This is a genomic window from Sphingopyxis sp., from assembly GCF_050725655.1.
Taxonomy (GTDB): Bacteria; Pseudomonadota; Alphaproteobacteria; order Sphingomonadales; family Sphingomonadaceae; genus Sphingopyxis.
Map to the genome: position 1 here is coordinate 22,838 of NZ_JBOHHT010000004.1, position 19,527 is coordinate 42,364.

General features: G+C 65.3%; 27 protein-coding genes. 14 read left to right on the top strand and 13 right to left on the bottom strand.

Translation table 11 applies throughout. From position 1 onward, the window contains the following. Positions 1–20 precede the first annotated feature (20 nt). The 3 genes from ACREBX_RS00450 to ACREBX_RS00460 form a co-directional block, all read right to left on the bottom strand. Positions 21–329 carry a hypothetical protein gene (locus tag ACREBX_RS00450; protein WP_431559782.1) on the bottom strand — a complete coding sequence of 103 codons (309 nt, stop codon included), beginning with the start codon at positions 327–329 and terminating at the stop codon, positions 21–23. Next, positions 326–622, bottom strand: coding sequence for a flagellar biosynthesis anti-sigma factor FlgM (flgM, locus tag ACREBX_RS00455; protein WP_431559783.1), 297 nt, complete (start codon positions 620–622; stop codon positions 326–328). The genes ACREBX_RS00450 and flgM overlap by 4 nt, the downstream gene beginning before the upstream one ends. 170 nt (positions 623–792) lie before the next feature. Beyond that, positions 793–1,326, bottom strand: a complete 534-nt coding sequence (locus ACREBX_RS00460; RefSeq protein ID WP_431559784.1) for a flagella basal body P-ring formation protein FlgA — start codon at positions 1,324–1,326, stop codon at positions 793–795. Between the two features lie 261 nt (positions 1,327–1,587). Between ACREBX_RS00460 and ACREBX_RS00465 the strand changes: the two genes are divergently transcribed. The 14 genes from ACREBX_RS00465 to ACREBX_RS00530 all read left to right on the top strand — a co-directional run bounded on the left by ACREBX_RS00465 (position 1,588) and on the right by ACREBX_RS00530 (position 12,389). Next, positions 1,588–1,926: a flagellar basal body rod protein FlgB gene (locus ACREBX_RS00465; protein WP_431559829.1), complete on the top strand. Its 339-nt coding sequence runs from the start codon at positions 1,588–1,590 to the stop codon at positions 1,924–1,926. Further along, positions 1,923–2,333, top strand: coding sequence for a flagellar basal body rod protein FlgC (flgC, locus tag ACREBX_RS00470; protein WP_431559785.1), 411 nt, complete (start codon positions 1,923–1,925; stop codon positions 2,331–2,333). Before ACREBX_RS00465 ends, flgC begins: the two co-directional genes overlap by 4 nt. A 1-nt stretch (position 2,334) precedes the next feature. Then, on the top strand, positions 2,335–2,637 hold the full coding sequence (locus ACREBX_RS00475) for a flagellar hook assembly protein FlgD (RefSeq protein WP_431559786.1): 303 nt from the start codon (positions 2,335–2,337) through the stop codon (positions 2,635–2,637). A gap of 29 nt (positions 2,638–2,666) precedes the next feature. Beyond that, positions 2,667–3,494, top strand: a complete 828-nt coding sequence (locus ACREBX_RS00480) for a flagellar hook-basal body complex protein (RefSeq protein ID WP_431559787.1) — start codon at positions 2,667–2,669, stop codon at positions 3,492–3,494. 35 nt (positions 3,495–3,529) lie between these two features. Beyond that, a complete protein-coding gene (gene flgF, locus ACREBX_RS00485) occupies positions 3,530–4,273 on the top strand; it encodes a flagellar basal-body rod protein FlgF (protein WP_431559788.1) in 744 nt (247 codons plus the stop codon). A 12-nt stretch (positions 4,274–4,285) separates the two neighbouring features. Further along, entirely contained in the window at positions 4,286–5,071 is a 786-nt protein-coding gene (gene flgG / locus ACREBX_RS00490) for a flagellar basal-body rod protein FlgG (protein ID WP_431559789.1), read from the top strand. Beyond that, the gene (locus ACREBX_RS00495; protein WP_431559790.1) at positions 5,052–5,711 is read left to right on the top strand and encodes a flagellar basal body L-ring protein FlgH; all 660 of its coding nucleotides are present in this window, start codon (positions 5,052–5,054) and stop codon (positions 5,709–5,711) included. The genes flgG and ACREBX_RS00495 overlap by 20 nt, the downstream gene beginning before the upstream one ends. Before the next feature lie 13 nt (positions 5,712–5,724). Continuing rightward, positions 5,725–6,834 (top strand): flagellar basal body P-ring protein FlgI, encoded by a 1,110-nt coding sequence (locus ACREBX_RS00500; RefSeq protein ID WP_431559791.1) that lies wholly within the window; start codon positions 5,725–5,727, stop codon positions 6,832–6,834. Continuing rightward, on the top strand, positions 6,831–7,136 hold the full coding sequence (locus tag ACREBX_RS00505; RefSeq protein ID WP_431559792.1) for a rod-binding protein: 306 nt from the start codon (positions 6,831–6,833) through the stop codon (positions 7,134–7,136). The genes ACREBX_RS00500 and ACREBX_RS00505 overlap by 4 nt, the downstream gene beginning before the upstream one ends. Then, positions 7,133–8,458, top strand: coding sequence for a flagellar hook-associated protein FlgK (flgK, locus tag ACREBX_RS00510; protein WP_431559793.1), 1,326 nt, complete (start codon positions 7,133–7,135; stop codon positions 8,456–8,458). The genes ACREBX_RS00505 and flgK overlap by 4 nt, the downstream gene beginning before the upstream one ends. Positions 8,459–8,473: 15 nt before the next feature. Continuing rightward, positions 8,474–9,304: a flagellin gene (locus tag ACREBX_RS00515; protein WP_431559794.1), complete on the top strand. Its 831-nt coding sequence runs from the start codon at positions 8,474–8,476 to the stop codon at positions 9,302–9,304. A gap of 103 nt (positions 9,305–9,407) precedes the next feature. After that, complete coding sequence (gene motA, locus ACREBX_RS00520) at positions 9,408–10,271, top strand: flagellar motor stator protein MotA (protein ID WP_431559795.1); 864 nt, start codon at positions 9,408–9,410, stop codon at positions 10,269–10,271. Continuing rightward, positions 10,271–11,119 (top strand): flagellar motor protein MotB, encoded by an 849-nt coding sequence (locus tag ACREBX_RS00525; RefSeq protein ID WP_431559796.1) that lies wholly within the window; start codon positions 10,271–10,273, stop codon positions 11,117–11,119. Before motA ends, ACREBX_RS00525 begins: the two co-directional genes overlap by 1 nt. 196 nt (positions 11,120–11,315) lie before the next feature. Then, on the top strand, positions 11,316–12,389 hold the full coding sequence (locus tag ACREBX_RS00530) for a sigma-54 interaction domain-containing protein (RefSeq protein WP_431559797.1): 1,074 nt from the start codon (positions 11,316–11,318) through the stop codon (positions 12,387–12,389). 183 nt (positions 12,390–12,572) lie between these two features. Here the strand turns inward: ACREBX_RS00530 and fliS are convergent, their stop codons facing one another. Genes fliS through ACREBX_RS00580 form a run of 10 tightly spaced genes read right to left on the bottom strand, consistent with a single transcriptional unit; the run spans position 12,573 to position 19,512 of the window. Then, entirely contained in the window at positions 12,573–12,962 is a 390-nt protein-coding gene (gene fliS / locus ACREBX_RS00535) for a flagellar export chaperone FliS (RefSeq protein WP_431559798.1), read from the bottom strand. An 11-nt stretch (positions 12,963–12,973) separates the two neighbouring features. Then, positions 12,974–14,344 carry a flagellar filament capping protein FliD gene (fliD, locus tag ACREBX_RS00540; protein WP_431559799.1) on the bottom strand — a complete coding sequence of 457 codons (1,371 nt, stop codon included), beginning with the start codon at positions 14,342–14,344 and terminating at the stop codon, positions 12,974–12,976. Between the two features lie 45 nt (positions 14,345–14,389). Then, positions 14,390–15,529 (bottom strand): flagellar type III secretion system protein FlhB, encoded by a 1,140-nt coding sequence (gene flhB / locus ACREBX_RS00545; RefSeq protein ID WP_431559800.1) that lies wholly within the window; start codon positions 15,527–15,529, stop codon positions 14,390–14,392. A gap of 3 nt (positions 15,530–15,532) precedes the next feature. Then, on the bottom strand, positions 15,533–16,312 hold the full coding sequence (gene fliR / locus ACREBX_RS00550; RefSeq protein ID WP_431559801.1) for a flagellar biosynthetic protein FliR: 780 nt from the start codon (positions 16,310–16,312) through the stop codon (positions 15,533–15,535). Between the two features lie 7 nt (positions 16,313–16,319). Next, positions 16,320–16,589, bottom strand: a complete 270-nt coding sequence (locus ACREBX_RS00555; protein ID WP_037512577.1) for a flagellar biosynthetic protein FliQ — start codon at positions 16,587–16,589, stop codon at positions 16,320–16,322. Between the two features lie 4 nt (positions 16,590–16,593). Continuing rightward, positions 16,594–17,364 carry a flagellar type III secretion system pore protein FliP gene (gene fliP, locus ACREBX_RS00560; protein WP_431559802.1) on the bottom strand — a complete coding sequence of 257 codons (771 nt, stop codon included), beginning with the start codon at positions 17,362–17,364 and terminating at the stop codon, positions 16,594–16,596. After that, positions 17,354–17,632, bottom strand: a complete 279-nt coding sequence (locus ACREBX_RS00565) for a flagellar biosynthetic protein FliO (RefSeq protein ID WP_431559803.1) — start codon at positions 17,630–17,632, stop codon at positions 17,354–17,356. Before ACREBX_RS00565 ends, fliP begins: the two co-directional genes overlap by 11 nt. Next, entirely contained in the window at positions 17,632–17,967 is a 336-nt protein-coding gene (gene fliN / locus ACREBX_RS00570; protein ID WP_039577700.1) for a flagellar motor switch protein FliN, read from the bottom strand. Before fliN ends, ACREBX_RS00565 begins: the two co-directional genes overlap by 1 nt. After that, positions 17,960–18,910: a flagellar motor switch protein FliM gene (locus ACREBX_RS00575; protein WP_431559804.1), complete on the bottom strand. Its 951-nt coding sequence runs from the start codon at positions 18,908–18,910 to the stop codon at positions 17,960–17,962. Before ACREBX_RS00575 ends, fliN begins: the two co-directional genes overlap by 8 nt. Beyond that, complete coding sequence (locus ACREBX_RS00580) at positions 18,907–19,512, bottom strand: flagellar basal body-associated FliL family protein (RefSeq protein WP_431559805.1); 606 nt, start codon at positions 19,510–19,512, stop codon at positions 18,907–18,909. The genes ACREBX_RS00575 and ACREBX_RS00580 overlap by 4 nt, the downstream gene beginning before the upstream one ends. Between the last annotated feature and the right edge of the window lie 15 nt (positions 19,513–19,527).

Genomic DNA, 19,527 nt, shown 5'->3' on the forward strand with positions numbered 1-19,527 from the left:
GGCTGAAAATTATGTGGTTATCAGTAGCTTAAAGCCGCTCCGCGCGGACGGGTGCCACGGATTTCGTGGCTCTTGTCAATCCTCTGACGCGTCCAGTTCTTCAAGATATTGACGCGCATCGCGGCGGCTTCGAGCTGGCCGAGCGTCTTGCCGATCAGCGCGCGGGCGCGATGTTCGCTGCCCGCGGGAATGTTCGCGCCGCGAAACAGGATCACGGCGGTCGCGAGGTTTTCGGTCGCCGCGATGATCGCGCCGGCGTCATGCCCGTCGAGTGCGCCGACCAATATTTCAAGTCGCGATTCAATTTCGTCCATCTGCGCCTGCATCATTCGGCTCCGCCGTGAAAATCGAGCATCGCGCTGGCGATGATCGCGGGATGCACGCCATAGCTGCCGTTCGCGATCGCGGTGCGCAGCGATGCGACGCGCGCGATGTCGACCGGCGGTGCCTGGTCGGCGAGGCTAGTCGCAAGGCGGTTCAGTTGCGCCGTCGGCAAATTGTCCTGCGCCGGTTGAAGCTGTGCCGGAGCGCGCATCGCCGTCGCCGCTTCGCTGGCGACCCTGCGCAGCGGGCCGGCACGGCCGATGCCGCCGACTGGTCCGATCTTGCTGTCACCCGACATAAAAGCCTCCATCCGGTGCCGTCAGAAAAGTGACGACGCGGTTCACGAAGGCTTTAACGGACGCGGTTCCGGGCGATTAAGGCGACCGGTCGCAAAAAAAACAAAAGAAGGGCCCGGCGCCGTCGGAAAGCCGACAGCCCGGGCCAGTGTATGGGTAAGCGAGGGTGAAATCAGTCGTCGAGGCGCGCGCGGCCAGCTCCGGTGACGGTGGCGCTGAGCGTCGATTTGGCGTCGGCACCACGTAGGGCAATCGTCTCGCCGACGCGGCCGTCCTGCGTCGCGACGGCGGCATAGCTGATCGAATAGGTTTCGGTCTCGATCGTCACGCGGACATTGTCGCCGCGGCGAATGGCGGGCGCACTTGCCGCGGGGCGCGCGAAGCTGGCCGCGACCTGCGACGCACCGGCAGGGGCGGACGCAGGAGCGCTGAGGGGCACGCGCAGACGCCAGCCGAGCGAGGCGCAGCGAACCGCGAGCGTCTGGGCGTCGAGCGCGGTCACCGACGCCTGTTCGGGGCAGCGCGCCAGCTTGATGCGGCGATCGACCGGGGTCGCGTTCCGCCCCATGGCATTGGCGACCATGTCGGTCAGCACGTCGATCGTCTGCCAATCCTCATTGCCTTGCTGCGCCTGTGCCGCGATCGGCGCAGCGAGCGAAACGGCGGCAGCGCATGCGACGAGGCGCGTGAGAGTGTTACGGGACAAGGTCCATCTCCTTTGGTCCAAAATGGTCGCCCGTTAATTTGCAGGAAGCGTGCCAGTCGCGGTTTGATGCGCGGTTTTGCGGGGCTGTGCGCCGCGTCGTCAGTTTTTTGACGAGCTTCGTGTGCGGCATCTGCGAAACTTACATAAAATACTGAAAAATATAGGGAATTATGGTTTGGCACGGCCATTGCATCTTGCCTTGGTGTTTTTCCGCGCGTCCGTGCCCAATCCGGCCCGGACCCCGGCGAAAGGAAGTTGATGATGGCATCCGAGAAACTCTTTGGCCTGCACGCGACGGCGCTCCAGCTGCGCAGCCAGCGCATGATGATGCTCGCGTCGAACATCGCGAACTCCGCGACGCCGGGTTACAAGGCGCGTGATATCGATTTCGCCAAGGCGCTCGACCTTGCGCAGCGGGGCGGCTCGACCGAAGGCGCGATCAGCTATCGCGTCCCCGTCCAGGCATCGCTCGACGGCAATACCGTCGAAATGGCGACCGAGCAGACCGCCTATGCCGAAAACGCGCTCGCCTATCGCTCGAGCCTGTCGTTCCTCAGCGGGCGCATCAACACGCTGACCCGCGCGATCAAGGGCGAATGACGATGAACGGCAATTTCTCGGTCTTCGACATCAGCGGCCGCGCGATGTCGGCGCAGCTCGTCCGGCTCAATACCACCGCATCGAACCTCGCCAACGCGGGAACGGTCGCGGGCAGCGAGGCCGGTGCCTTCCGTTCGCTGAAGCCGGTGTTTCGCACCGTGATGGACGATCATGGCCGCGCGACGGTCCAGATCGACCAGGTCACGACCTCGAAAATGGAGCCGTCGAAGCGGCACGATCCGTCGAACCCGCTCGCCGATGCAGACGGCAACGTCTGGGAAGCCGCGGTCGATAGCGCCGCCGAGCTGGTCGAGATGGTCGAGACCGCCCGCCAGTATCAAAACAACGTCCAGGTCCTCGAAACCGCAAAGGGCCTGATCAACGAAACCCTCAGGATGGGACAGTAAAATGAGCGTCAACAGCATCACCAACAACAATCCACCCGTGTTCCAGCCCAAGGGCGGCAAGCAGATGGATCAGAGCGACTTCATGCGCCTGATGACGGCGCAGCTGTCGCAGCAGGATCCGTTCAACCCGGTCGATAACCAGCAGATGGTTGCACAGATGGCGCAATTCTCGAGTCTCGCCGGGATCAGCGAGACGAACACGGTGCTCTCCAAGATTTCGGAACAGCTCACGGCGCAGACCCAGCTGCTCAAAGACATCAAGGCGGCAACGCCGGCGCCCGCGCCGACGCCGCCCACCACCTAAGCTCCCCATCTTTCAGGAAGGATCAGTCCATGTCATTCTATACTTCGCTTTCGGGCCTCAAGGGCGCGCAGACCGACATGTCGGTCATCTCGAACAATATCGCCAACGCCGGCGCGATCGGCTTCAAGCGCAGCAAGGCGCAGTTCGGCGACATCTTCGCCTCGTCGCCGACGCAGTCGACAAAGATGATCGCGGGCCAGGGCACGCGCCTTAACGGCATCACCCAGCAGTTCACGCAAGGGTCGTATGAAGCGAGCGAAAAGACGCTCGACCTCGCGGTCGTCGGCGAAGGCATGTTCATCGTAAAGGGCGAACCGCCGCGCGAAGCCATCTCCTATACGCGCAACGGCTCGTTCGAACCGACCCCCGACCGCTATGTCATCGACTCGACGGGTGCGAAGCTGCAGCTGCTGCCGATCGACGCGAACGACAATGTAACCAACAACACGCTCGCCGGCGCGTTCGACCTCCGCCTGCCCACGGCGGCGCCGACCGATCCGACCTCGGGTCTCGTCAACGTCACGATCGGCCTCGACGGCCTCGTCACTGCGACCTTTGCGAACGGTGAAGACCAGAAGCTCGGCAAGGTTGCGATGGCGACTTTCCCGACGATGTCGGGCCTCCGTCCGACCGGCGATGCCCACTGGCAGTCGACGGGCGAAAGCGGCCCGCCGACGATCGACGCCGCGACCAACGGCCCGATGGGCGCGGTCCGCTCGGGCGCGCTCGAACGGTCGAACGTCGATATCACCGAGGAACTGGTGATGCTGATGGCGGCGCAGCGCAATTTCCAGGCGAATGCCAAGGCGATCGAGGGCGCGTCGCAGCTGACCCAGACGATCATCGGCATGCGCTGACATACCGCTGACCGCCGCCTGCCGGGAGAATTTCGATGGACCGCCTTATCTACACCAGCCTTGCCGCGATGCGGGGCAGCATGTCCCGGCAGACGGCGATCGCCAACAATCTGGCGAACGCCCAGACGCCGGGCTTCCGCGCCGATATGGCGAGCGCGCAGGCGCTGTGGCTCGACGGCGACGGGCTCGATGCGCGCGCCATGTCGTCCGAAGAGGTGCTCGGTGCCGATATGAAGGCGGGCACCGTCACCCAGACGGGCCGCGACCTCGACATCGCGATGCAGGGCGATGCGCTGCTTGTGGTGCAGGCGAAGAATGGCGAAGAAGCCTATACGCGGCGCGGCGATTTGCAGATTTCGCCGAGCGGGCTGCTCACCACCGGCGACGGCAATCCCGTGCAGGGCGGCCAGGGGCCGGTGACGATCCCGCCTGCCGACGCGATCACGATCGACCAGGAAGGCCGCGTGTGGATCGTGCCGCAGGGCGGCGATCCCGAAAATCCGCAGGAGGTCGACCGGCTGCGGCTCGCGACCCCGACGGGGTCGGACATCGCCAAGGGGCTCGACGGCCTGTTCCGCGTCAAGGGGGGCGGCATCCTGCCCGACGATCCCGAAGCGCGGCTTCTGACCCGCTCGATCGAAGGATCGAACGTCACCGCAACCGCCGCGCTCGTCGAGATGATCGAGGCGAGCCGCAGCTGGGACACCCAATTGAAGATGATCAGCGACGTGCGCGACATGGACAGCGCGACCGCCAATCTGATGCAGCTTCCCCGTTAAGGAGATTATGAAATGAGTATCGGTGCCTTGCACGTCGCGCGGACCGGTCTGGATGCCCAAGGCTTCCGGATGCAGGTGATCGCCAACAACCTCGCCAACGTCAACACGACGGGCTTCAAGCGCGACCGCGCGAGCTTCGAGACGCTGAGCTATCAGTTGATGACGCAGGCGGGCGCCCCGTCGACGGCGGAGAATCGCTATGCGACCGGGCTCAACCTTGGCACCGGCGTGGCGCTCAACGGCACCGCACGCATGGACACGCAGGGCAGTTTCCAGACGACGGGCAACGGCCTCGACGTCGCGATCGACGGCGCCGGCTATTTCCAGATCGAGATGCCCGACGGGCGCACCGGCTATACCCGCGCGGGCAATTTCGGCCGCGCCCCCGACGGGACGATCGTGACCTCGGACGGCAAGCCGCTGAGCCCCGCGATCCAGATTCCCGAGGATGCGAGCAATGTGTCGATCGGCACCGACGGCACCGTGTCGGCAACGGGCGCAGATGGCACGGCGCTCGAACTCGGCCGGATCGAGATCGCGCGCTTCGCCAATCCGGCCGGACTGCAGGCGATCGGGGGCAATATGCTCGTCGAAACGCAGGGCTCGGGCGCACCGCTGGTCGGCGGCGCTGGCGAGGAAGGCCGCGGCACCCTGCGCGGCGGGATGCTCGAAGGCTCGAACGTCAATGTCGTCGAGGAGCTTGTCGACATGATCGAGACGCAGCGCGCCTATGAGGTCAATTCCAAGATGATCTCGGCCACCGACGAAATGATGAAAAATGCCTCACAGACTCTCTAACGCGGTTCTGCTCGTTCTTGCGCTTGTGCCCGCTTCGGCGCTCGCGAAGGACAAGCAGCCGCCCGAAATCTTTGCGCCGACGGCGCCGGTCTTTCCGGGGCCGTTGCCGGGCAATGGCTCGATCTTTCAGGGCAGCTATGTGGCGCTCACGTCGGGCGGCCGCGCGGGACAGGTCGGCGATATCGTCACCATCCAGCTTGTCGAGCGTACCGCCGCGACCAAAAGCAACGCCGCGGGCACGCAGCGCGACGGCAATATCAGCCTGACGCCGCCGACCACCGGCCCGCTGTCGCTGTTCAACCCCAGCGATATAGCGATGGGGGGAGGCCAGCAGTTCAAGGGCAAGGGCGACGCGTCGCAGTCGAATGCCTTGTCGGGCGAAGTCAGCGTGACGATCGCCGCCATCTATCCCAACGGCACGATGCTGGTGCGCGGCGAAAAGCTGCTCACGCTCAATCGCGGCGACGAACGCGTCCAGATTTCGGGGATCATTCGCGCGATCGACATCAGCCCCGACAACCGCGTCCTGTCGACCCGCGTCGCCGACGCGAACATCCGTTACGTCGGCAAGGGCGAGATCGCCCGCGCCAGCAAGCAAGGCTGGCTGCAACGTTTCTTCTCGATCATCAGCCCGTTCTGAAGAGGAATATAAAGTGACCCAGCGTCCGTCCCTGTTCACCCTTACCCTGCTCCTGCTCGCCAGCTTCGCCTTTGCGGCGCCGGCGCAGGCCGAGCGCATCAAGGACATGGGCCAGTTCCAGGGCCTGCGCGCCAACCAGCTCACCGGCTACGGCATCGTCGTCGGCCTCGCGGGCACCGGCGACGACAGCCTCGACTATTCGACGCTGGGCATGAAGGGCGCGGTGTCGCGTTTTGGCCTGACGCTGCCGCCCGGGGTCAATCCGGCGCTGAAAAATGCGGCGGCGGTGATGATCACCGCCGAACTGCCGCCGTTCGCCAAACCCGGCCAGCGCCTCGACGTCACCGTGTCGGCGATCGGCAAGTCGAAAAGCCTGCGCGGTGGTACGCTGGTGCTCGCGCCGCTTTATGGCGCCGACGGACAGATTTATGCGATGGTGCAGGGTAATCTTGTCATCGGCGGCCTCGGTGTCGATGCCGCCGACGGATCGAAGCTGACGGTCAATGTGCCTTCGAGCGGCCGCATCGCGGGCGGCGCGACGGTCGAGCGCGCGGTCGACACCGGCTTTACCACGACCAGCCAGCTGACCTTCAATCTCCACCAGTTCGATGCGACGAATGCGAAGCGCGTCACCGATGCGATCAATGCCGCGCTGCCCGGCTCGGCGTCGATGCTCGACGGCGCCAGCATCGCCATTCGCGCGGGCGGCGGCGGCGACGAACGCATCCGGCTGATCTCGCAGATCGAGAATCTGGGCGTTCAGCGCGCCGAGCCTCCGGCCAGGGTTATCGTCAATGCCCGAACCGGCACCGTCGTCATCAACGGCGCGGTCCGCGTCGGCACCGCCGCGGTGACGCAGGGCAAGCTCACCGTCTCGATCAAGGAATCGCCGATGGTCGTGCAGCCCGCGCCGTTCAGCCGCGGCCAGACCGCGGTCGAAGAATCGAGCGAGATCAGCGTCGAGCAGGACTATCGTCCGGTGATGCTGGTCAAGCCGACCGCGTCGCTTTCCGAACTCGTCGATGCGATCAATCGCATGGGCGTTCCCCCGGGCGACCTCGTCGCCATCCTCGAAGCGCTGAGCCAGGCCGGCGCGCTCACTGCGGAACTGGTGATCATATGACGAGCCCTATTTCTTCTGTTCGCGCCGCTCCGACGCCCGCTGCGGCTGGCGGCGGCGATGGCGGGCTGCGCAAGGCGGCCGAGGCATTCGAAGCCGTGATCCTGCGCCAGCTGATGGCGTCGATGCGGCAGGCCAAGCTTGGCGACGATATTCTCGGATCGAGCGCGACCGACAATTTCCGCGAAATGGCCGACGCGCGCACCGCCGACAGCCTCGCCGCGATGCGCCAGTTCGGGATCGCCGACATGGTCGAGCGGCAGTTCCGCGGCCAGCTCGGCGGGCATAAGGGAGGCGTACAATGAGCGACCTGCTCGGCATCGGTTATAGCGGGCTTAAAGCCTATTCGCGCGCGCTCTCGACGATTGGCGACAATATCGCCAACGCACAGACCCCCGGATATGCGCGGCGCCGGCTCGAAATGATGGAAGCCGTCGGCGGCGGCAATTCGATCTTTTATCGCGGCAATACCAATCCCGGCGGCGTCGACATTCGCGGCATCGACCGTTCGGTCGACGGCTGGCTGATCGAGGATTCGCGCATCACCTCGGGCGGCGCCGAACATTCGGCGACGAAACTGAACTGGCTCGGCAAGACCGAGGATGCGTTGAGCGATGAGACCAACGGCATCAAGACTGCGCTCACCAAGCTTTACACGACCGCCGACCAGCTCACCGCCGATCCGTCGAACCGGACGCTGCGCGCGCAGTTCCTGCAATCGGTCGACGATGTCGCGTCGGGTTTTCGCACCGCCGCTGGCCAGCTCGACAAGATGGGCGATGGGATCGAGGGCGCCGCGGCGAGTTCGGTCGACCAGTTCAACAGCAATCTGAATGCGCTCGAACAGATCAACGTCGGTCTGCGCAAGGCGCGGCCGGGCTCGACCAACGAGGCGAGTTTGCTCGACGAGCGCGACCGGCTGCTCGACAAATTGTCGTCGCAGGCCGGCGTCAGCCCGACCTTCGACAATAATGGCGCGGTGACGCTGCGCGCGGCGGGATCGGGCGACCTGCTCGTGGGCGGCGGTGTGGTGAATCCGATCTCGGTCACCGCCGCACCCGACGGACGCCTGTCGTATAGCGTCGGCGGTTCGCCGCTCGCGATCTCGACCGGCTCGCTCGCCGGGCTGGCCGAGGGCGCGAACCATGTCGCCGATCAGCGCGCCGCGCTCGACACGATGGCGACGCAGTTCGCAAGCCAGCTCAACGCCGCGCAGCAGGCGGGCACCGATGCCAATGGCAATCCGGGCCAGCCCTTGTTCACCGGCACCAGCGCCGCAACGCTGACCGCCGCGCCGCTGACCCCCGATCAGGTGGCGGCGGCGAACGCGTCGGGCAGCAACGGCAATATGCTCGCGCTCGGCGCGATGCGCGGGGCGAACGATCCCGAAGCGCGCTGGTCGGGCCATCTGGCTACCCAGGCTCAGGCCGTGGCGTCGGCGCGCGCGCAGGATGCCGCCGCCGCGACGCGCGCCGACGCGTCGGCCGCCGCGCGCGATGGGGTGAGCCAGGTCGATCTCGACACCGAAGCCGCCGAGCTGCTGCGCTTCCAGCAAGCCTATGGAGCGGCCGCGCGCACGATCCAGGTCGCGCGCGAAACCATGCAAACATTGCTCAGCTCGCTCTAAGGAAGGGTCAGGATCATGATCAACGCCGTGGGCAACCGCATGACGCGTGAAATCGCGCGCCAACAGAAACTCGCCGACGCGCTCGAGCGGACGCAAATCCAGATTTCGGGCGGAAAGAAATTGCTCCGGATGTCCGACGATCCCGTCGCGGCAAGGCGGATTGCGACGATCGGCACGACGCAGGCGAGCATGACCGCCTGGTCGGCCAACGTAAATTCGGCCGACGCGCTGGTGTCGCAGGCCGATGGTGTCATGAAGTCGGTAAGTAGCCTGATGACGCGCGCGCGCGAGCTGACGCTCGCGGCGTCGAGCGACACGACGAACCCCGCCGACCGGGCCACGATCGCTGCCGAGCTCGGCACGATCGCCGACGAGCTCGACGCGCTTGCCGCGACGCGCGATTCGAACGGTGAGCCCGTGTTCGCGACCGGCACCGCGCGCGTGATGCGTTTCGATTCGGATCTTAGCTTCGCGCCCGTTCCGTCGGCGGCCGATGTTTTTGTCATTGGCGGAAACAGCCTGTCGACGGGCATTCGCGACGCGGCCGCCGCGGTTGCGGCGGGCGACAAGGCGGCGATGGGCGCATCGGTCACGGCGCTTGCCGCCGCGATCAGCCATGTCGCCGACAAACATGCCGAAATCGGCCTGTCGGGCGGACGGCTCGAACGCATCGGCGACGGGCTCGCATTGCGCGGGATCACGTTCAAGGACGAACGCTCGACGGTCGAGGACACCGACCTCGACATCGCGATCGCCGACCTGAAGGCCATGGATCTGACGCTCCAGGCCGCGCAGGCCGCCTTTGCCAAGATTAACCGGCAGACCTTGTTCGATATTTTGAACTGACGCCCCTCAATCTTGCGGCGCTGCTGCCGTTAATCATCAAGACGTCCCTGAATTTGCGGGGGGCCGGCTTCGACAGCCGGGTCCCGAATGGAGTTGCTCGCACATGTTTCCCGTTGTCGGCATTATCGTACTGATCCTGCTGGTGTTCGGAGGCTTCGCGCTGACCGGGGGCAATCTGGGTCCGGTCATGCATGCGCTGCCGCACGAGATGCTGATCATCGGCGGGGCGGCACTCGGCTCGTTGATTATCGGCAATTCGGGCGCCGACCTGAAGGCGCTCGGCGGCGGTCTCGCCAAGGTGTTCAAGGGACCGAAGTACAAGAAGCAGGATTATCTCGACTGCATCTTGCTCGTCTCGACGATGATGAAGATGATGCGCACCGAAGGACCGGTCGCCGTCGAGCCGCACATCGAGGATCCGAAAAACTCGACGATCTTTCAGCAATATCCCAAGCTTTTGAAGGACGATACGCTCGTCCACCTGATCTGCGACACGCTGCGCCTCGTCGTCGTGTCGTCGGGGACGCTCGATCCGCACGCGGTCGAAGAGGTGATGGATAATGCGCTGAAAAGCCACCATCATCATTCGATGAAGCCCGCCGAAGGTCTGCAGAGTCTCGCCGACGCGCTTCCCGCGCTCGGTATCGTCGCCGCGGTGCTCGGCGTCGTGAAGACGATGGGCTCGATCGACAAGCCGCCGGCGATCCTCGGCGGCATGATCGGCTCGGCGCTCGTCGGCACCTTTCTCGGCGTACTCCTCGCTTATGGTCTTGTCGGCCCGTTCGCGACGCGCGCCAAAGCGGTGATCGAAAGCGACGCCGCCATCTATCACACGGTCAAGCAGCTGATCATCGCCTCGCTCCACGGCCATCCGCAGCCGCTGGTCATCGAGGCGGCGCGTTCGGGCGTCGACCATCATAACCAGCCGAGCTTTGCCGAGGTGTTCGACGGGATGCGGGGCCGCTGATGGCCGCGCGTCCGAACATGCCGCGGCCGATCATCGTCAAGAAGGTGATCCAGCAGGTGCACGGCGGCCATCATGGCGGCGCGTGGAAGGTCGCCTATGCCGACTTCGTCACCGCGATGATGGCCTTCTTTCTGTTGATGTGGCTGCTCGGCGCGACGAACGAGGCGCAGCGCAAGGCGCTCGCCGACTATTTCGCGCCGACGATCGTCCAGACAAAGACCGAGACCGCCGGGTCGACGGGCCTGTTCGGTGGCGACTCGCTGGTCGCGGCGGACAAATACCCACATGGCGCGGCGCAGACGGGCACGCGCGCAATGACGATTCCGCGCGATGCAGCGGGCGGACCGCGCGAAGCGTCGGGGCGCGAGCGCGCGAGCGACAAACAGCAGTTCAGGAAGCTCGCCCAGACGCTGATGGATCAATTGCAGGCAAAGGGCGAGCTCAAGCGCCTTGCGCCGAACCTGCGCTTTACCGAAACGCTCGAGGGGCTGCGCATCGACGTTATCGACGATGCGAATCTGTCGATGTTCGTGATGGGCACCAGCCAGTTGACCCCCGATGGCGCGCGGCTGTTCCGCGAGATCGCGAAACCGGTCGCCGCAGTGTCGAACCAGGTGATGGTGCGCGGTCACACCGACGCGGCGCCCTGGTCTGCGAAGGCTGGCACCAACAACTGGCGCTTGTCGGTCGACCGGGCGGAGGTCACGCGTCACTATCTGGAGTTTCGCGGCATTGCCTCGGACCGCTTTTCGCGAATCGAAGGGGTCGCTGATCGCGAGCCCTATGTCCCCTCCGACCGATTCGATCCGCGCAACCGCCGCATCTCGATCACGCTCGGCTGGCGTTAGACGGAAGACAATTAGTGCCAGTTTGGCAGCATATTGGAGATAGTTAACGCGATTGCGCGCTAATTACTTCCAATCTGGCAATATCTCTTTGTTTTGAATGAGTTAGCTAACGCTCGATAAGCTTTCGTTTACCAATTTCGTCAATTCCTGAATCCATCGAAGGGGGCACCGAGCGGGCGGTGCGGTGGAGATTGAAATGACTGTGGGGCAGAACAACAATACGGCGCTCGAAGCGCTGATCATCGGCACGAGCGCGGCGACTTGCCGGCTGCGCGAGATGATCCGCCGCGTGGCGCGCTCGAACGCCTCGGTGATGCTCTGCGGCCCGTCGGGCTCGGGCAAGGAACTCGTTGCCCGTGCGATCCACGACGAAGGCGCCCGTGCCGGCAAGGCTTTCTCCGCGATCAACTGCGGCGCGATCCCCGGCGAGCTTATCGAATCCGAACTCTTCGGGCATGAAAAGGGCAGCTTCACCGGCGCCCATGCCCGCCGCATCGGCCATTTCGAAGCGACCGAGGGCGGCACGCTCTTCCTCGACGAAATCGGTGACATGCGTTTCGACATGCAGGTCAAACTGCTCCGCGTGCTCGAAGACCGGACGATCGTCCGCGTCGGCAGCAGCGACGTGAAGGCCGTCGACGTCCGCGTCATTTCGGCTACCCACCAGGATCTCGGCGCCGCGATCGCCGATGGCAAATTCCGCGAAGACCTGTTCTTCCGGCTCGGCGTGGTTGTGCTCCAGGTCCCCAGCCTTGCCAACCGCGTCGAGGACATTCCGGCGCTCATCCGCCATTTCCAGCGCCAGATGCCCGCCGACGCCAAATGCCGTTTCGACGATTCGGCGATGACGCTGCTGATGCAGCATGCATGGCCGGGCAATGTCCGTGAACTGCGCAATTTTGTGGAGCGCGCCAGCGTTCTCCATGGCGGCGAGACGCTCGGTCTCGACGATGTCGCCATGCTTTTGAACCCCACCGCAGCGCTAGCACCGCGACGGGCTGTCCCCGGCAGCCCCGTCGCGGTGTCGGCCAGCGCGGAAGAATTCGCTGCGATCCCGTTCGCTTCGGCGACGCCGCAGGCCAAGACGCCGGCGCCGGGCCGCCCGATCGACCTCAAGCGCGAGATCGAAACGATCGAACTCGAACAGATTTACGTCGCGCTCGACCTCGCCGACGGCATCATTTCCGAAGCGGCGCGCCTGCTGACGCTGAAGCGCACGACGCTGATCGAAAAGATGCGCAAATACGGGGTTCATCAGCAGGCCGCCTGACCCGGCCGCGATACAAGTTTCAGCACCCGCTGAAAAAGGGAGCTCTGGTCCGCTCCCGCACCACCCGGCCGCCCGTCCCCACCATGGGCGGCCGGGTAACCAGCGGGCTCATTTCAAACGGCGACGGCCCGCTCCTCATTCGAGGGACGGGCCGTCGTAGTTTCTCGGGTTGGAAAGATTTGGTCAGCGAAGCTGGCGCCAGGCGGCGCTGATCGTCAAAATACCTTCGAGCAGTTCGGAGAGCCCCTCGGCGCTATTCGCTGCCACGGCATCGTCGAGCTTGCGGCGCATGCTGCGATAGACGCGCGACAGCGCCGTCGCGACATCGCCGCCCTTGTCGCGGTCGAGCCCCGCGTCGAGGCCGATCAGGATCGCGCGCGCGCGGTGTGCGGGCTCGGTCGCCGAAACGCGCTGCCCCTGCCGGATCATCGCCCCCAGCACGCCGACAGCGGTCTCCAGCTCGTCGTAGAGCATGGTGACGAGTTCGACGGGGTCGGCTGCGGCGGCGCGGCTTTCGTGCTGCAATCGGCGATAAAGCCCGGTCGCCCGGACGGTCGAGGCGGTAGCGTTCACGGCGGCGGTCCCTAGTCGTTACCCTGGTTCGTCCAGAGTTTGATTTGCTGTTCGAGATAGGTCTGCGTCGCCTTGAACGCCGCGAGCTTGGCTTCGAGCGTGCCATATTGCTTCTCGAGCCGCGTCTTATAGACACTCTCGCGCTCCTCGATCTTCTCGAGCTGATCGGCGAGATTTCCCTTTTTCGCGTCGAGCGATTTCGACACGCGATCGATCGCGCCATTGGCGCCGACCGCCTTGTCGCGGATCGCGTCGAGCGCAAAGGCGATTCCGGGATCGGTCGTCTCGGTGTGCGTCGCATCGCGCCGCGGATTGAACAGCGCCTCGACCGCGCCGGCATCGCTGGCGAGCACCTTGTCGAGCTTGGCGTTGTCGACCGAAAGCAGGCCGTCCCTCGTCGACGAGATCCCGATGTCGGACAGCTTGTTGATGCTGCCGTGGCTCGAAAGCACCTTGTTGACCAGGCTGGAAAGTTCGCGTTCGATCTCGCGGAGCGAGGTCGTCGCGCCCGACATGCTGGAGGCCGCGACAAGGCTTTTCTTGAGCTGGTTATAGACCGAGACAAAATCACCGACGGTCTGCTTGATCATGTCGAGCGGGCGGCTCGCGCCGATGTCGACGCCTTGTCCGGGCGCCGCCTTTTTCAGCGTGAGCGACATGCCCGGGATCACATCGTCGACGATGTTGCTCGCGCGGCTGAATGCCACGCCGTCGATGGTGAATTCGGCGTTGGCGGCGGTCTGGCCCACAGTCATGCCGCCACTGGTGGAAAAGGCGGCAAGGCCCGGGTCGGCACCGGCGTCGGCGGCGAGGGTGAAGGCGCCGACCTCGCCCGTCGGACCTTTGACGATCAGACGGTGCCCGCCCTCGTCGGCGATGATCGACGCGGTCACGCCGGCGCCGCTCGCGTTGATCGCATTGGCCAGCCCGTCGAGGCTGTTGTTCGTCGCGCCGATGGTGATCGTCTTGGCGACGCCGCCGACGGTCAGCGTCATCGTGCCCGCGCCGATCGCGGCGGTACGGTCGGCGACGACGCCCGAATAATTGGTCTGCGCGCGCGCGAGCTGGTTCACGACGACGGTCGCGGCAAAGCTGTCGGCCGACAGGCCGGCGCGGCTGGTGGCGCCGAGCACGCTTTCGTCGGAGACGGTCGGCGTGCTGCGCAAGGTGCCGTCGCTGACCATCTGGCCCAGCGAGTTGGCAAAGCCGTCGAGGTTTGACCGCGCCTGCCCCAGCGCGCTGATCCGCGTCTGGTTCGCCTGGGTGAGCGAGGCCATGCGCGCAATCTTCGGGTCGCGCGACGCATTCGACAGGTCGGTGACGAGCTGTTTGACGTCGAGGCCCGATCCGAAGCCGAGGCTGTTGGCGATTGAACTGACCATGGCAAAATATCCTTCGAACCCCTTAACGGCGGCGCGCGGACAAGTTTAAGCCTGACGGCGTCCGTCAGGATCGAAACGATGCGAGGACGGCACGTCGACCGAGGGAGGCACGGTGCCTTCGGCGGCCGCGCGTTCGAGCTGAAAGACGAAGGCGAGCACCGTTGCGACCGCAACGAACAATTCCTCGGGGATTACGCGCCCGGCGCGCGCGGTGAAATAGATGGCACGCGTGAGCGCCGGATATTCGAGGAGCGGGACATTGGCACCACGTGCAAGCTCGCGGATCGACAGCGCGACATCGCCGCGCCCGCGCGCGACCACGACCGGCGCCGCATCGACCCCCGGACGATAACGCAACGCGACCGAGAAATGCGTCGGGTTGGTCAGGACCACGGTCGCGTCGGACACCGCCTTGCGCGCCGAACCGCTCAATATGTCGTGCGCGCGCTGGCGCTGCGCCTGCTTGAGTTCGGGCGCACCGTCGGACTGGCGCATTTCCTCTTTCACTTCCTGCTTGCTCATCATCAGCCGCTTGTTGCGCTGGAACCATTGCACCGGCACGTCGATCAGCGCGATGACGACAAGCCCGCCGACGAGCGTCAGCATCGCATGGCCGATTGCCTTTCCGGCCAATCCTATCGCGGCGATCAGATCGGTCGACGCCATCGTCATGATCGCCGGCAGGGTCTTCAGGACGAGCCAGTAACCGATGGTGCCGAGCAGCAGCACCTTGGCGAGCGCCTTGCCGAGCTCGGTGACGCCTTGCATTCCGAACATGCGCTTGAGCCCGGCCATCGGGCTCATCCGGTTGCCCTTGAAGTGAAGCGCCTTGCCGCGCCAGCCGAACGAACCGAGCATCGCAGGACCGGCGACCGCGGCGCCCAGCGCGAGCGCGAACAGGCTCGCGAGCGGCAGCAAGATTTCGGCGCCGTTGCGCATCAGCGCCTCGGCGGGCGCGAAATCGGCGACGTCGGCGGCGGTCAGTGTCAATCCGCGGCGGAGGAGGTCGCCCGCCGACTGGACGAACCAGCCGCCCGCGGCGACCATCCAGCCTGCGGCGGCGAGCATCATCAGCGCCGTCGCGAGTTCACGCGACATCAGCACATCGCCTTCGCGCGCCGAGTCCGACAGCTTCTTCGCCGTCGGCTGTTCGGTTTTCTGGTCCTTCTCGGTCGTGCCCGCCATGGCTCAGATCCCCGCGACCATGCGCGCGGCGTCGAGCGCGTCGGACAGGATGCGTGCGATCGCCTCGGCCATCGCGGGCGTCGCGACGCCGAGCAGCACGATCCCGGCGAGCAGGGTCGCGGGAATGCCGACCGCGAACAGGTTGAGCGCCGGCGCCGAGCGGCCGATGACACCCATGATGATCTGGACGAGGATCAGCACGAAGCCGACCGGCATCGCGATGGTGAGGCCCGCCGCGAACATCAGGCTGCCGAAACGGATCAGCCCGCCGATCGCGTCCCAGGACGGAAAGGCGTTGCCGGGCGGAAGCGCGCTGTAACTGTCGACGATGATGTCGATCAGCACGAGATGGCCGTCGGCGGCAAGAAAGAGCGCCGTCGCGAGCATCGACAGGAACTGGCCGATCGCCGAGCTCGATGCGCCGCTCAGGGGATCGACCATCGACGCGAAGCCGAGGCCCATCGCGTTGCTGATCGCCTCGCCCGCGAGCAAGGCGGCGGCGATGCCCATCTGGAGGACAAAGCCGATCGCGAGGCCGATCACGACCTCGCCGATGATGAGGAAAAGCCCCGGAACCGAGACGATCCCCTCGGGCGGCAATGCCATGCCCGATGCCGCGACCGCGGGCACCCCGACCGCGAGCGCGATGACGAGGCGAAGCTGCACCGGCACGCTCGTCGCGCCGAACACCGGCGCGGCGATGAACGCGGCGCCGGGACGGATCATGCCCAGCATCCACAGCTGGAGCATCGCCTCGATATTCGGGATGTCGGCGGGATTCATTGTGCGCCTAGCGCACCAACGCCGGGATCTGCGCGAAGATTTCGCGGGTGAAATCGGTGAGCAGCACGAGGATGCTGCCGCCGAAGATCGCGAGGCAGATCGCGGCGACGATCAGCTTGGGCACAAAGGTCAGCGTCTGTTCGTTGATCGAGGTCGCGGCCTGGACCATGCCGAGCAGCACGCCGATGACGAGCACCGGCAGCAGCAGCGGCGCCGACGCGAGCGCAAGGATCCACAGCGATTGTTGCGCGACCCCGATGAAATAATCGGCTTCCATTCCGCTAACTTACAAATGAGGAAGCGAGCGATCCCATCGTCAGCGCCCAGCCGTCGACGAGGACGAAGAGCAAGAGCTTGAACGGCATCGATATGATCGTCGGCGACAACATCATCATACCCAAGGACATCAGCGCCGAGGCGACGATCAGGTCGATGACGAGGAAGGGCAGGAAGATCAGGAAGCCGATCTGGAACGCGGTCTTGAGTTCGCTGGTTACAAAAGCGGGCAGCAGGATCGAAAAGGGCACGTCCTTCGGGCTCGCATAGGTCGGCGCCTTGGCGATCTTGGCGAACATCATCAGGTCGGTCTTGCGCGTCTGCTTCATCATGAAGCCATGCAGCGCGACGCCCGAGCGCGACACCGCCTCGCCAATGTCGATCTGTTCCTGGCCATAGGGGGCGATCGCGACGCGGCTCACTTCGCTGATCACCGGCTGCATCACGAACAGCGACAGGAACAGGCTGAGGCCGACGAGCACCTGGTTCGGCGGCGTCTGTTGCAGCCCGAGCGCGTGGCGCAGGATCGACAGCACGATGATGATGCGCGTGAAGCTGGTCATCATCAGGAGCAGCGACGGCAGCACCGTCAACAGGCTCATCAAGACGAGGATCTGGAGCGACAGGCTCAAGGGCCGGCCGTCGCCGCCGATCTCGCCAACCGCGCGGCTCAGCCCGTCGGCGGCCTGCGCATAGGCGGCGGGTGCGGCGCAGAGCAGCGCGGCACCGCCGGCGAGCGCCGCAGCGCGCAGCCAGAAGCGGCGATCAGTCCGCATGGAAATCGCCCTGGCTGTCGTCGGCGATCCGCGTGATGCCGTTGCGCGAAACCGCAATCAGGACACGTTGTCCCGCGAATTCGACCACTGCGAGCTTCGATCCGGGGCCGAGCGGCAGCACGTCGATCATTTCGACGGCGCGCGTCTTGGCGGTACCCCCGACGAGCGGGACGCCCATCTGAACGCGCTTCCACAGCCACAGGCTGCCCCACGCCATGCCGCCGACGAGCGGCAGCAGGATGAGCAGGCGGAGAATATATTCGAACATCAGGCTCTCCGTTCGAAACCTTCGAGCCCGCGCGCCGGCGCGACAACTTCGGCGACCTGGATGCCATAGCGGCCGTCGATGCTGACGATCTCGCCCTTCGCGATCAGCGTGCCGTTCGCATAAATGTCGAGCAGGTCGGTCGCGGCGCGATCGAGCTCGATCACGCTGCCTTCGTCGATCGCGAGCAGTTCGGAGAGCGTCATCGAGGTCGATCCGACCTCGACCGACACGCGCAGCGAAACGCCGGCGAGCAGGTCGAAATTGGGCGCGGCGGCGATGCTCTTGTCGCGCCGGTCGGCGCGCGCGACCTTCGGGGCGTCGCTGATGTCAGTCATTGTCGGGTCCTTTTTCGATATGGTCTATCATGATCGCGGCGTTGCCATTGGCCTCGCCGATGCTGCCGAGCGCGAAGCTGCGTCCGGCGACGGTCACCGGCACATGGCGCGGCATGGTCAGCGGAATGATGTCGCCGACTTCGAGCGCGAGCAGCTTGACGAGGCTGATTTCTTGGCGTGCGAGCACCGAGCGGACGGGCATGCGCACGTCGCGCAGCGCCTTGTCGAGCGCACTGGCCCAGACCGGGTCGCCGCCGCCATTGCCCTGCATGTCGGGAAGCAGTTCGTCGCCGGCGATCCCGCGCAGCGCGGCGACCGGATAGGCGCACATGATCGTCCGCCCCTCGAACGGGGCGCCGCGCAGCGTAAAGCGCTGGACGAACAATTCATCGTCGGCGCGCACCGCGGCGAGCTTGGCGGGATCGGCGGTGACGCAATCGAGTTCGGGTTCGATCGCGAGCTTGCCGCGCCATGCGGCGGCAAGCTGCATCCCGATGTCGCGGCCGAGGCGGGCGGCGAAACGATCCTCAGCGTCGGTCAGTTCCTCGCGCTCGGCGGCGAGCTGACCGCGGCCGCCGTAGAAGATGTCGACGAGCTGGAGCAGCAGCGAGCGCGAACCCGCGAGCAGCACCGGACCCTTGAGCGGCGGTGCATGATAGCGCCAGAAGATCGCCGGGGCGGCCGATGCGCTCCACTCGGCGAAGCTCACCTGTTCGGCGCCCGCGCGTTCGACCTGAACCGCGGGCGCGCCGAGCGCGCGGATCAGGTCGCGCAAGCTGCGCGCAAACTGGTTCGCCACGCCCTCGAGCGCGGGGAAGGCATAGCCGTCGGCCGCCTTGCGCAGCAGCAGCGATTCCTTCGTATCCGCGGGCGCGGCCGCAACTGCGGGTGCAGGTGCGGCCGGTGCCTTCACGGCTTTGACGGTTTTGGTACTGGTGGTCACTGAATCACCAGGCTCGTGAAATAAACATTGTCGACACCCCCGAAACCTTCCTTGTCGCGCAGCACATCATTGATCGCGGCCGTCAGCTGACGCTGCAGCCGCTGTTTTCCCTGTGATGTGGAGAGCAACGCCGGATCCTGTTCGGCGAGCACCATTAGCACGACCGAACGAATTGGCACGGCCTGCCGTTTGATATTGTTGATAACCTTGCCGTCGTAGAAGGTCGAAAGGCTGATACCGACCTGCAGGAACCCCGACCCGTCGGCGAGGTTCGTCGTGAAGCTGTCGGCGATCGGGTAGTAGGTGATCTCATATTTCTTGGGGTCGACCTTGAACTTGTCGTTCGGGACCGACACCGTGCCGACCTTCGGCGGCGCTTCCTTGTCTTCGCTCTCTGCGGCCGGCTCGGGCTCGCCTTCGCTGCGCAGGACGAGCTTGGGGAAATGATCCTCGGGCTTCGCCTCGTGCGCCGACAGCGCGCCGAAATAGATGCCCGCGCCCGCGCCCGCGCCGATCAGCGCGATCGCGGCGATGCCGATGAACAGCAGCTTCTTGAACTTGCCCTTCTTCTTGGGGGCGCCTTCGACAATATCCTTGGCCATGATGGGACCCTTTCT